The following is a 13,104-nucleotide window of genomic DNA, read 5'->3' as shown; positions in this document are numbered from 1 at the left end:
AGATGGATAAACGAACTCTCACTCTCTTGCAGGGGATTGTGCAACACCGTAAGCAGGTGGCAAGTGCCAGTAAGGCTTTGCGCGATTTTTCTGAGCACTACGGACTAGGTCAGTTACGTGGCAAAGAGATGCACTTTACTCACCAAGAACTCGATGAGATTCATCGGCTATTGCAACTCGAAGTGGACGCCAATGTGCTGCAACTGACGCTGCCCCAAGAGCGCATCGCCACTTCTGCGCTGGTGGATGATGAAAAATGGGCCACGGGCAATGTGTTTGGTCAAGTGCTGACGGTGGCGCGTGCGCACCATCTTCCTATTCGCCTCAAGCATGGTGAGGTGACGACCCCAAATGACACATCATTTAATGTGTTACCCGAGCAGCTAGATCTCACTGTGCCTTTGATGGTGATTGAAAATGGTTCAATGCTCACCCAGTGGTCTGGGTGGGTGTCCTGTCTACCGGAAACGTTGCAACACTGTTTGCTGGTTTATCGCGGCCATGGCCGTAATCAATCCCATCTCAAACATCTTTTGTCCCAATTACCAGAAGATCAATCTCCACGCTTTGGGTATTTCGATTTTGATTTGGCAGGGATTTTAATGGCAGAACGCTGGTATCAACAAACGGGCGCAGTGCCAATCTTGCCGGTTAATTATGCGGAATTTCCAACGCTTATTGAAAATCAGACGCTGCGAAATAAGCACGCTACGTTCGTGAAACAGGTACAAAAATACGGCAAGAACCCAGAGTTCTCTCATCCTCAGCTTGCCAACGTTTATGATTTTATTGTTGAACATGAACTTGCCATCATGCAGGAGCAATTGGCAGCGAAAGGAATCAAATTGAGTCAAGTTTAAAGCGACAAGAAAATGATGGGTTAGGTCGGTTAGGTTTTCTTTAAATTGTTATGTTCAAGATAGAAGAAAAAGGCTACGACCGACATCGTAGCCTTTGTACTTCTATTCAACGCCAAGAAGTTGAAACTTAACTTTTAAACTCTGAACTTCGATACTTGCCCATTTAGCTCTAAATACACGTTGTTGAGGTGGTTGAACTGCTGGCGAATCTCTTTTGATGCGCGGTCCACACCGTCGGTTTGGTCTTTCATTGAAATCAGGTTCTTGTTGATTTCGTTAGAGACACTCGATTGCTCTTGCGTGGCTAGAGCGGTTTGCTCCGACAGATCACGTACTGAGTTAAACGAGCTATTAAGCGCATCAAAGACTTGAATCACATTATCAAAGTTACTGACTGCGCTGGTGGCGTTGTTTTTACTGAGTTTAATGGCGGCAAACGCATCGGACACACTGGCGGTCAGTTGGCTGATCATCTGTTCAATTTGATTGGTACTTTCGCCGGTTTGAGTAGCAAGTTTACGGACTTCATCGGCGACCACCGCAAAGCCACGACCAAATTCCCCTGCGCGAGCGGCTTCAATGGCGGCGTTGAGCGCCAACAAGTTGGTTTGTTCGGCAATTCCGCGAATCACTTCCAGTACGGATGAGATGGCCTCTGAGTTTTTCTCTAACTCTTCAGCTTTCGTCATGGTGATGTCGATGTTATCGACCAGCGAATCGATACTGGCGTGAGAAGATCGAACTACGCCGCGACCGCGATCAATATGGTCGGCCGCTTTAGTGGATTCATCGGAAGTATTGGACGCCACATCCGCCATTTGCTCATTGGCCATCGACATCTCACTGGCTGCACTTACGATGGAATCGCTTGATTCAACCAATCTTTGGGTGATGTTGCTGACGGAGTTTGCTACGGCTTCGAGTTGATGAGTGGAATCCCCTAATGCAGCACTTTTCGACTGGATTACTTTCATAATCGCCTGCAAATTGCCGACAAAGGCATCGAACTCATGGGCTAAATCGCCCAATTCGTCTTTCGCTTTCGAGTTAATGCGCGCGGTCAGATCCCCATCGCCTTGCGAAATCTCGCGAATACGTTGGGAGATATTATTGACGTTTTGCGTGATGCGCTTAGGCATGTAGTAGCCAATTAAGAAGGCAATAATAAAACCGATAATCACAATGATGATGGCGGCTTGCTGGTAGCCTTTAATTTCCTCGACGGTTTTTTGCTCCATTAGCAAACCATATGCTTTAACTGCTTCACCCGCGCTATCGAGGAGATCTCGAATACGCTCAAATTTCTCATCTGTGGCGGTCAATATATCGTTTTGGCTTACTGATGTTTTCAGCTCATTGGAGTCCATTAACGCCGAACTCTCTTTAAACCAGCCCGCGAAAAGGTGATCAAACTGGGCGTAAGGGGAGACAAAGTCTGGTTCGGGAGACATTAAGGTGCGATAAGACTGAAAACGGTTGATAGCCTGTAGTGCATTTTCTTCAAATTCACTGCGGTTTTTGGCTATGTCTCCAATGCCTGTGAGTAACTTTTGCTGAGCGAGACGTGCTTGATATAAGTCACGGTCAGCATTGAGCACTTCCGCTAGGGCATCAAGGTAGCGTTTGAGTTGTTGACGGTCGGTATCTTCACTACTGCGACTTGACGCATGGACCCGCAGTTTTGCCTCGGCTTGGTCAAGCAAACTGCGTAAGGTGAAAAAGTCTTTATCAATAGCAGTGAGACGCTCATTGATAGCCTTGTTCGCCGTATAAACTGATGAGACGTTTTTACTGCTTTGTAACCAATCATCATAGAGTTGGTCGAAGTTACTAAAAGGGCGAACCAATTCTGGTTCGTCGACCAAATATTTACGATACCGCTGAAAGCGGTCATACACTTGTTGTGCGTTTTCGTGGAAATCTTGCAGCTGCTGCACTTTATCGCCGAAATTAGAGAGCATCTCTGCTTGGGCTAAGCGTGCTTGGTAGATATCTCGGTCCGCATTGAGTACCACTGCGATGGCTTCAAAATAGGACTTGGTTTGTTTTTCCATAGCTCGCGCTTCTATCTTGGTGATGACTTGCATAAAGACAAAAATCGCGAGAACTAATACAGCGAGTAAGATGATGGGGAGCATCATCTTTAATCTTATTGAATGAACTCTCATGCCAACCTCTTGAACGAATCAATATTTGCAGCATCGTTGTGATTGTTTTTTGTACGAATTCAGTGTAGTAACGCCTATGCTACTGCGCAAATATCAAACAGTTTTATTATTGGGATGTGTGAGGTGAGCGATGGCAAATATCGGGACAAAAAAATCGGCCTCACCGAGTTGGGGTTGAGGCCGATTCACGCAAAGCGATGCGATTACGTGGTGATTAGAGTTCGTCGTCTGGGACAATTCGCAGCGGGAGCACATCACTGTCGGTGGTGATGATTAACGAGTTATCCACTCTTAAACAGCTGCCGCCGTAACTGCCACTGACTGCAAATGTGCACACTTGCACTCGATAACCATCGATTTGAGGTAAACGCCACAACTCTTGATAGATGTTGTTTTGATGAGCGAAGCGCCCTTCAGTTTGCCCTAATTGTTGTTGATGTTTATCGACCAAGAGTATGTTGTCGCCACAGCGTCCGGCAATCGGTTTGATGACGTAACCGCGCTGTTTTAGTTCGTCGGTGAGTTCAAACGAGCAGTCGAGCAAGTAGCGATGTTCAGGGAAGAGATCCCAAAGCACGGGCAAAATCGCTTTGTTGCTGGGAATCAGTGTCCAAAGCGGCTCGTACACTTGCACGGTTGGACGCAGCAGTAAATCGACCAAACGTACTGGAGAGTTAGGTTCGCCAGTGCGAATGGGTGGCGCGCGGTCATCGTCTTCACATTCGTGGCGAATTTGATCGAGCGCGGTTTCCCATGCCCAAGTCTTCCACACGTAGGTAATGACTTCGTTGTCTTTGTCGACCACTTCACCGGTGTCGTTCCAGTGCAGTTGGTCAAGGCCGCGGATAATTTTGCTGCGTATACCTGCTTTAGTGATGGCACTTTGCATAAAGAGAGCATGATAATTTTCTTCTTTATCATCGTCTTGCAAGATATGAACTGTACCTTTGGCATCGCTATGACGCCAAGTTTCCACCAAGGCGGAAAGCAAATCTTCGCCCGCATCATAGCCATCTTCACAGCCTGCCTGTTTTGCCCATAGGCCTTGAATCAAGCCAGCTTCGGTATGACATGACGCGGAGTCGGCATTGTATTCATACACTTTGAGCCCTTTATGGGTGAGGCAAAAGTCGAAACGGCCGTTAATCATTTGGTGGCGGCGAGTTTGCCAAGAACGGCGTAGGCGAGGCCACAATACTTTAGGAATATTGAAATGCGCCATCAATTCATCATCGCGCAGCACTTGCTCTGTGGCATGCAGGTACATTAAGTGCAGCTCATTGGTCGCGCGAATAAGTTCACGTTCAGCGGTTTCTGATAGGCGGAAGTAACGCAATTGCTCTTGGGGAGATTCGGTAAGGAAATCACCGCCCATCGCTTGGGAGAAGGTTTGTTGCAGTGGATCTTGATGATCTAGCCAAGGCTTGCTGAACTGGCCTTTGTCTTCAACTAGGCGTGAGTTCATATCAAACAGCGCGGGATTTGACCAGTGAGTCGGTTCGGCATGTTCTGTGTCTTCGGTTTGAATCATCCAACCCAACACGCGCGCTTTACTCCAATCTTCAACAATGTGGAAAGTACCGCTTTGCGATTGTTCTAAGGTCAGCTCGCGACACCATTGTTGGCCTGTGGGTAGCTTACAATGTTCGCGGTTTTGCTCTGCGATACGAACTTTGTCGTCCAATACTTCAGTGATGACGGCAACGTGGCCAGTGACATCAAATTCGCCATACGCAGACCATATCAGCAGCGCGCCAACTTCGGGTTTTTTCTGCGTTCCGTTTTTAAAGGCTTGTAGAGGTAAGAGGGCGTCGTCTTCAACACGGCGTAAATGGCGAAGGGAGAAAATATCGTAAGCCATTGGTACGTCGGTAAAAACAAGACCACGATTGAGATAAAGCCAACGGCGAGCAAATTCAACACATTGCCATTTGTGGCCCATATATTCATTACCGATGTAGCTGCGGTAATCCGATCGATGGCGAAACTCGGCTGGATCAGCACTGGTGTAATCGCTGGAGAAGATAGCCACGCCCCCAGGAGCGTGGCCGAGCACAGTGCCAAAAGGTTCCGGTGGAAACTGTAATTTGTGCAAAGCAAATTCCTTAGTTATAGAAAACTGACTGGTAAATGCAACTAATCGCATTATAACTCTGCTATTGGATAGGGAAAGGGCTAGCGGGGAAAAGTTTATGGCTCTTTGGATAGGCCATAAATGATAGGAAATTGAGCGGGTTAAAGACCAAATGATCTGGGAAGGCAAAGCCGTTTGTCTTCCCAAAAGCTTCTCTTTTAAAGATGAGACAATAAAGGAGTAGGAGTGGTTTTAGGCCAAACAGTAATGAGCAGAAAGAGCCCGTTAAGCAGGATCTAACAGTTTGAGAAAAGTGGTGAGCGCTGGGTTATCAGAGGTCTCTTTATAGACAAAACTGAGCGAGGCGCGCTGAGACAGCATATCTAATGAGGTATAACGAACTTGATCTGAGTGCCGAGAAAAATGACGCTCGTTGACTATCGCAACACCATAACCGGCGGCCACTAAACCTAACATGGTATTCTCACCATGTGCCCACTGCACGGTTTGTGGTGCCCAACCCAGCTGTTGGAACAGAGTTTCTTGCCACTCAAAATAGAACGGGTCGGCACTTTTCGGTAAGCGAATCGCAGGCAACTGATTAAGTTCATCGATGGATATCGCAGAAGAAATTTCCCGTTCCCAGCTAGCAGGGTAGGCGAGCACTAAGCGATCTTCACTGATGACTTTGGTCGCGTATTCAGCGGTAAGCTCTGGATAAAAATAGATAAAGGTGCCATCAATTTGTTCCAACTCAAGTCGTTTTAGCAGGACGACCGGCGAATCGGAAAACACTTCTAATTCTACTTGCGGATTGTCTATACGAAAGTGATTGATTTGATTGGTCACTTCGCCTTGCCACAAAATGAAGTCAGGCGCGCCTAAAGCGAGCGAACCGTATTCCGTTTTCGCGAACTGACGTACTTTAGCATTGGCATCTTCGATTTGACGAAATATGGCACCAAGGTGTTTTTGGTACACTTTCCCGGCTTTATTTAATGACAAACCTTTGGGCAAGCGATCAAAGAGTTGCACTCCAAGTTCATCTTCCAATTCCTTGATTTTTCGAGAAATGGCCGGTTGAGTAACATGCACCTTTTTCGCCGCAGAGCGGATGTTTTGTGTTTCGGCTACAGCCAGAAAATATTTAAGATGACGTAATTCCATCGTTTCACTTCTAAATCGGCATCGGTTGATAACTATATATCAATTTCATTGATTACAAATAAAAAGCATTATCATTTCGCAATTGAGAAAACCAACCCAATGGTTCTTATCGGTTCTTGCGAGTGGAGAGTCGAGCTCATCCGTGTTTTGACAGTAATGTGGACAACGCTCAATTTTCAATAACTCAAGTCATCGAATGCGTCGGGTAAAGAAATGGCCTCTTTATCTCGACAAGTTTGGTTTAGCTTTGACTTGAATCCGCTCATCACATCCGCAGATAACAACCATGCTTTATCGCTAAACAAAACACAGCCAGTTTGGAATTTGATTGAATGCCAATATCTTGGACGGATGAGTCTTGCGTGATCATACCGTAAATAGAATAAGGCGTCTGAATTTTATCTTGGTCTCATCCCGTGATTTTTCGTTTATATGAAATTAAGCGAATGAAATAAATGGGAAGGGAAATAAAAAATCAGCATGAAAGACATGTGTTTTGACGTTTGTAAAAAGTAGCGAAGGGAATTGGGTAACTCATTAATTTAAAAACTTATTAAAAAAATTATTACAATTTACCAGCGTAGGATTTTTATTATGGGCGTTATGAAAAGTGGAACGTGTTCAGGTAAAACACGTTATAACCCAAGACATTTGCTGTTGTGTTGTTTCCCTGTATTAGCTTATTCAGGGGTTGCGTATTCTCAAGATCAAAATAATAGCGATGATAAAGAAGTAGGCCGTATCAATACTATTTCGGTTTATGGTCAAGCTTTATCCGACGATTCACAAACTACCGTACCTAAAGAATTATGGGTGGGTGGTAAAGTGGCGACTAATGTTCTCGATACACCTGCTTCTGTTTCTGTGATTACTCAAAAAGAGATGGATCAGCGTGACGTTGCTACGACGGAAGATATTCTGCAATATTCTCCAGGTTTGCTGACGGATTATTACGGCTCTGATGACCGTAACGATTACTTTAAAATCCGTGGTTATGAAGCAACGACTTATCGCGATGGCATGACGCTAGGTTCTATGCGTGGCGTGCGTGAAGACCCTTACGCTTTTGAACGTGTGGAAGTGATTCGTGGTGCGAACTCTACCTTGTTTGGCCCAGCAGACCCTGGTGGTTCAGTGAACTTTGTGAGTAAACGTCCTAAGTTTGAACGCTTTGGCTCAAGTTATGTCTCTTATGGTTCATTTGACCATAAAGAGATGGGGCTTGATTTTGGCGATACCATCGATGATGAACAAACGGTCGCTTATCGTCTTACCACTAAAATCAAAGACAGTGATTTAGAATACGATCACTCTAAAGATAACTCTCAGTTTGTGATGGCGGGGCTGTCTTGGCAACCTTCACTCGACACGACTGCGACCTTAATTGTCGATTATCTTGGTCGTGACGGGACACCTAACAGTGGTGGTTATCCGATGGACAAAGAGTACGATCGCAGCGACTTTTTTGGCGAGCCTGATTACAACAAACACAATGTTGACCGTGCGAACGTCACCGCGCAAATTTCCCATTATTTCGAAAACGGCATGAAATTAAGCGGCAATCTGCGTTACAGCCATTTACGTGATGATTTTGGTTATATCTATCTGTATGACTACGAAGGCCGAACTGGCAGCGATATTTCTCGTTACTATTTTGGTACAGACACGGATTCGACCCAGATCATTGGTAACACCATTTTGCAATACGATGCGAGTTTCGACCGTATCGATAGCAGTTCGTTAATTGGTTTGGAATATCGTAATTCATCGACTCATGAGGTGGATTATTATGGCTCGGCAAGCAGCATCAATATCGATAATCCGACGTACAGCGGCGCTCCAACGACTGGTGCTCCGTACAGCGATACGGATTTAGACTCGATTACTAAGTCTATCTTCTTGCAACAAAACCTATCGCTTGATAGCCGTTACATCTTAACCGTAGGTGTACGTCATGACTTTATGGATCTCTCCAGTCGTGACATTGACAATACCCTAAGCAAAGATGATTTTTCTGAAACGTCTTTACGCGCCGCTTTGACTTACAAAGTATCGCAAGAGTGGTCAACTTACATCAGCCAAGTGGAATCTGTTGCTCCACCAACGATTGGTGTGAAACCTGAACGTGGTAATCAGATCGAGCTGGGTGTGAAATACTCCCCACAAGAGATTAACGCGCTATTTTCTGCAGCCATTTATGACCTGAAGAAAAAAGACGTGACCATGGCGGTTGTGCAAGACAACGGTACGATTGAGAAAAAAACCATGGGTGAAACTCGCGTACGCGGTATTGACCTAGAGATGAAAGCGGAAGTGGCAGAAGATTTCAACGTAACCGGCGGTTACTCTTACATGAAATCGAAAGTGATCCGCGGCAGCTTAAGCGATGGTTCATCGATTGAAGGCAATGAATTTGTTGCAACACCAAACCACACCGCTTCGCTTTGGGGTTACTACACGCTACCTATCAAAACCATGGATGTAGGTTTAGGTGCTCGTTACATCGGTAGTTACTACTTCGATACTGACAACACATCGAAGAGTGAAGCCGTCACCTTGTTCGACGCTGCGTTCTCGTACCGAATCAACAAAGCGACCAAGTTCTCGTTCAACGTACACAACCTGACCGACAAACAGTATGTTGTTGGCTCTGGTACATCGGATTACTACAACCCAGGCCGTTCATTCAACGCAACGTTGAAGTATGACTGGTAAGAAAACGAGATAACCGTAGAAACTGATATTAAAAAGCCGCGCAAGCGGCTTTTTTGTTGGTGTGGATACAACTCCTTGAATGGGGGGGATCCACACCCATCATGGAGTTCTAGCCCCTTTGTAAGCAGCTCGTAGAAATCCGATATCGCAGCTTATGAGTAATAAATTACACATAACGTTTTGTTGTTACTAAAGACCATCGTGGTGGTATTAATCGCAAATGCTTTTATTTTTTGTTTGTTAACCAATGGCGCGCAAGTTGCGAGTGGTTGTAATCGATAAGCTACCTTGAGAAGCTTTTTCAATATGCTCACTCCACCAGCACATCATTGGAGTGCGACGTTCTATGTAGTCGGTGCGGTTATAAGCACTACGTACTTGGTTGTCATCAACGTGCGCTAACGCAGCTTCAACTAAATCTCGCTCAAATCCTTGCTCATTGAGCGTGGTACTGGCTAATGAGCGCATGCCGTGGCTGACTAATCGCCCGGCAAAGCCCATGCGTTTTAAAGCCATATTGGCGGTTTGGCTATTGCATGGATTTTTTAGGATTACGGTCCGATGGAAAAACATATTCACGATGTCCACTGATGGGTTGCATGACTTCCAGTAAAGCCAGCATTTGTTCCGTCAGTGGAATGCGATGATCTCTTCTTTTTTTCATTCGTTCAGGTGGAATAGTCCATATCTTGGTTTCTAGGTCTATTTCCTCCCAGCGAGCGCCTGCAGCTTCGCTTGGGCGAGTCATGGTATGAAGCTGCCATTCAATTAAACAACGAGTAGTGCGCTTGATACTGGCGGTAGCGATGGCTTGCATCAGCTCTGGCAATTCTGCTGGAGCGAGAGCGGCCATGTTTTCTTTTTTGGGCTTTTTGAAAACTTCTTTAATGCCGGAGAGTGGGTTGGCTTGAGCCAACCCACAGTTGACGGCGTAAGTCATTACTTCATTGAGTCTTTGAGTTAGACGCTTAACGGTTTCAAGACTGCCTTTGGCTTCGATTGGACGCAGAATCTTGATGACATTAGGAGCAGTGAGCGCAGAGATAGGTGTATTACCTAAAGAAGGAAAGATATGCAGTTCCAAAGAACGCCAAAGATCTTTGGCATGATCGGGAGTGACACTGTCTCGTTTTATGTCTATCCAACGCTTCGCAATGGTATAAAACGTGTTTTTATAAAGCGCTTGAGTGGATAATTGCTCTTGTTCACGCGCATCTTTGGGATCGATATCTTGCGCCACCAGCTCTCGATATTTTAGCGCCAGTTCTCTTGCCAGCTTTAAACTGACCTTATCGAGAGTACCCAAACCAATATTCACACGCTTTTTCGTGAAGGGATGGCTGTATTGATAGTTCCAGTGCTTAGTGCCGTTACTGCGTACTCGTAGTTGAAGACCAAAACCGTCTGAAAGGTTGTAGTCTTTCTCTTTAGGTTTGGCGTTTTTGATTTGAGTTTGGGTAAGAGGAGTAACGGCTTTCGGCATAGTAGTCACAGTATTCTAGCGCTTCGTTGTATTCCAAATTTCACTGCAAAAGTTTTGGAATACAACCTGGAATACATAAAACTATAGCTACTGCGCGACGAACGAGTACTTGAAAGTCAGCAAATTTGTCTTGCAGGTAAGAAAACAAAAAGGCCGCTAACTCATTGAGTTAGCGGCCTTCCAATCGATTGGTGGAGCTGGCGGGAGTTGAACCCGCGTCCGAAAATCATTCATCTTTGGTACTACATGCTTAGTCGATCTTTAATTTCACCACCGCCTGCGAACCGACACGCGAACGAATGGCTAACCTGAATTGTATCTTACGCTTCATCCCTCAGGTGGGGGAATCCACGCCAGCTTGATTTTTTTTGACCTTCTGAACTCCCCGTCCTACAAGCGGAGGCTAAGGCAGAAGGGCTCTGAGCAGGGTATTAAGCTGCTAGTGCGTAGTTTTCGTCGTTTGCGACTATTTTTTGCGGTTTGTTAACGAGGCCTACCGCACCTCGGCATGCACCTTGGACTTCAAAATTCCCGTCGAATCCTAAATCAGCCCCAAGGTTGTTCGAGCATAGTAACAGAATGATTTCTGGTGTCTAGCTCAATTAGTTCAAGTGGTTACAATTAACGCAAGTTACTTTTCATAATGCGCTCTTTTTGGCGCTGCCAGTCTTGCTCTTTCAATGTATCGCGCTTGTCGTGCAGTTTTTTACCTTTGGCAACACCGATTTTCAGTTTTACCCAAGAACGTGACCAGTAGAGCGATAACGCAGTTAACGTCATACCTTCACGGTTAATTCGACCAAACAGGTTGTCCAATTCACGACGTGACAGCAAAAGTTTACGAACGCGAGTTGGGTTTGCCACTACGTGAGTTGATGCTTGTTGCAGTGGAACAATGCTCATTCCTGAAACAAACGCTTCTCCGTCACGCATGTAGACATAGCTTTCTGCGATGTTTGCTTTGCCTTGGCGAAGTGATTTAACTTCCCAGCCTTGTAGCTCAAGTCCTGCTTCTACTTCTTCTTCGATGAAGTATTCATGACGAGCTTTTTTGTTTAGCGCGATAGTGTTACTACCCGCTTTATCTTTAGATTTTTTCTTTGCCATAGTGGGCGCATTATACGGGTTAGTTAATATGATGAAAATGCTTTTCTTTATATACCCTTATCGCAGTCAAAAATAGCGTTATGCCACATAAATTGACGATTCAGATGGGTAACAAAGAGAGCAGCTTAACTGTGACCTACCAAACAGGCAAGCCGTTAATGTGTTAAGCGTGCTAAGCGCACATTCGCGTGTTTGTTTTCTAATATATGGGGATGATTTCTCCTATTTCAAGGGATTACCGATAATCAACAATAAGGGGGCCAGTCGGAAACTTGAGCTGATGTGCTGATGCCAGTACAATCGCAGCGCTAGATTGTCTCGGAAAACAATGAGGAGTGAAGATGAATCAAGTGAGTCGTTCTGCGTTGGTCTCGTTTAGTGCAGAGCAGATGTTTCATCTGGTCAATGATGTGGCTCGTTATCCAGAGTTTTTGCCGGGGTGTTCAGGATCGAAAGTGATTGAATCAACTGATGACAAAATGGTGGCTTCTGTTGATGTTTCTAAAGCAGGTATTAAGAAGACATTCGTGACTCGTAATGACTTGCGAGCGCATGACGCTATTTTGATGGATTTAGTCGACGGTCCTTTTAAAACGCTACGTGGTGGCTGGTATTTCACTCCCCTTGACGAGCAGGCATGCAAAGTAGAACTCAAGTTAGAGTTTGAGTTTTCTAGCAAGATGATCGAGATGGTGTTTGGCAAAATTTTTAATGAATTGACCAATAATATGGTGAATGCATTTACACAGCGTGCGAAGCAGGTATACCGATAATGAGCAGTGATAATGGCATGATTCACGTTGAAGTGGTTTACGCCCTTCCTCACGAACAACGAGTGGTTAAATTGGTGGTCAAGAGTGACATGACCGTTGAGGAGATCATTCAAAAATCGGGTCTGCTGGAAATGTATCCAGAGATCGATTTAAAAGTGAATAAAGTTGGCGTGTACTCGCGCAACGTGAAACTTGATGCGACAGTTCGTGATCATGACCGTATTGAGATTTACCGTCCACTGATTGCCGATCCTAAAGAGATTCGTCGCAAACGTGCAGAACAAGCCAAGCAAGCACATTGATTGGTTGTCTAACAATAGCAGATAGCAAAAAGCTCGCCGAGGCGAGCTTTTTTAATGCGGTTTAGTTCATACCTTCAAAGAAGTTGGCACCCTGTTTGTAATCACCAGAGATTTTCACCAACTTGCCTGCATCGTTGAAATTCACCACCAAATCTTTTTGGATAGTCTCTTCATGACCAGGAGTATGAGAGTAAATGTAGTACCACGTATTTGGATAGCCGTTTTCGACTAGCATTGGTGATCCTAATACATAGCGTACTTGTTCTTTTGACATGCCAAATTTGAGTTGGTCAACTTCACGTTGCTCAATGTAGTTACCTTGGTTGATGTCGATTCGGTAAACCAAACGCTCTACAACGGAACAGCCGGTCAGAGCACCTAGTGCTAGAGGGAGGGCGATAAGCCACTTGCTAAACTGCATATTTTAAAATTCTGTACTTTTGTGATGGACTCAA

9 protein-coding genes, 1 other RNA gene and 1 pseudogene are annotated in these 13,104 nt (G+C 45.2%); 4 read left to right on the top strand and 7 right to left on the bottom strand.

The genetic code is table 11. From position 1 onward, the window contains the following. Positions 1-2: 2 nt before the first annotated feature. Positions 3-860: a DUF7281 domain-containing protein gene (locus OCV11_RS12670; protein ID WP_261893252.1), complete on the top strand. Its 858-nt coding sequence runs from the start codon at positions 3-5 to the stop codon at positions 858-860. Positions 861-994: 134 nt separating this feature from the next. Here the strand turns inward: OCV11_RS12670 and OCV11_RS12665 are convergent, their stop codons facing one another. The 3 genes from OCV11_RS12665 to OCV11_RS12655 form a co-directional block, all read right to left on the bottom strand. Continuing rightward, positions 995-3,001, bottom strand: coding sequence for a methyl-accepting chemotaxis protein (locus tag OCV11_RS12665; protein ID WP_261893251.1), 2,007 nt, complete (start codon positions 2,999-3,001; stop codon positions 995-997). A 241-nt stretch (positions 3,002-3,242) separates the two neighbouring features. Beyond that, entirely contained in the window at positions 3,243-5,123 is a 1,881-nt protein-coding gene (gss, locus tag OCV11_RS12660; RefSeq protein ID WP_261893250.1) for a bifunctional glutathionylspermidine amidase/synthase, read from the bottom strand. A gap of 264 nt (positions 5,124-5,387) precedes the next feature. Next, positions 5,388-6,269, bottom strand: a complete 882-nt coding sequence (locus OCV11_RS12655; protein ID WP_261893249.1) for a LysR family transcriptional regulator — start codon at positions 6,267-6,269, stop codon at positions 5,388-5,390. A 594-nt stretch (positions 6,270-6,863) separates the two neighbouring features. On the opposite strand from OCV11_RS12655, the gene OCV11_RS12650 reads away from it, so the two are divergent. Continuing rightward, on the top strand, positions 6,864-8,984 hold the full coding sequence (locus OCV11_RS12650) for a TonB-dependent siderophore receptor (protein ID WP_261893248.1): 2,121 nt from the start codon (positions 6,864-6,866) through the stop codon (positions 8,982-8,984). Between the two features lie 240 nt (positions 8,985-9,224). Here OCV11_RS12650 and OCV11_RS12645 read toward each other — a convergent pair. The 3 genes and pseudogenes from OCV11_RS12645 to smpB all read right to left on the bottom strand — a co-directional run bounded on the left by OCV11_RS12645 (position 9,225) and on the right by smpB (position 11,574). Beyond that, positions 9,225-10,467: pseudogene (locus OCV11_RS12645) on the bottom strand (integrase domain-containing protein). A gap of 189 nt (positions 10,468-10,656) precedes the next feature. After that, positions 10,657-11,021: a transfer-messenger RNA gene (ssrA, locus tag OCV11_RS12640) on the bottom strand. Between the two features lie 67 nt (positions 11,022-11,088). Continuing rightward, on the bottom strand, positions 11,089-11,574 hold the full coding sequence (gene smpB / locus OCV11_RS12635) for an SsrA-binding protein SmpB (RefSeq protein WP_261893247.1): 486 nt from the start codon (positions 11,572-11,574) through the stop codon (positions 11,089-11,091). Positions 11,575-11,915: 341 nt separating this feature from the next. On the opposite strand from smpB, the gene OCV11_RS12630 reads away from it, so the two are divergent. After that, entirely contained in the window at positions 11,916-12,347 is a 432-nt protein-coding gene (locus OCV11_RS12630; RefSeq protein ID WP_261893246.1) for an SRPBCC family protein, read from the top strand. Continuing rightward, positions 12,347-12,649 carry an RnfH family protein gene (locus OCV11_RS12625; protein WP_261893244.1) on the top strand — a complete coding sequence of 101 codons (303 nt, stop codon included), beginning with the start codon at positions 12,347-12,349 and terminating at the stop codon, positions 12,647-12,649. The genes OCV11_RS12630 and OCV11_RS12625 overlap by 1 nt, the downstream gene beginning before the upstream one ends. A 61-nt stretch (positions 12,650-12,710) precedes the next feature. Here OCV11_RS12625 and bamE read toward each other — a convergent pair whose 3' ends face one another. Then, a complete protein-coding gene (bamE, locus tag OCV11_RS12620; protein WP_261893242.1) occupies positions 12,711-13,070 on the bottom strand; it encodes an outer membrane protein assembly factor BamE in 360 nt (119 codons plus the stop codon). Positions 13,071-13,104 lie beyond the last annotated feature (34 nt).

The organism is Vibrio porteresiae DSM 19223, from assembly GCF_024347055.1.
GTDB classification, from domain to species: Bacteria; Pseudomonadota; Gammaproteobacteria; order Enterobacterales; family Vibrionaceae; genus Vibrio; species Vibrio porteresiae.
Note: the sequence above shows the minus strand (reverse complement) of the source record. Positions and strands in the feature narration are given on the sequence as shown.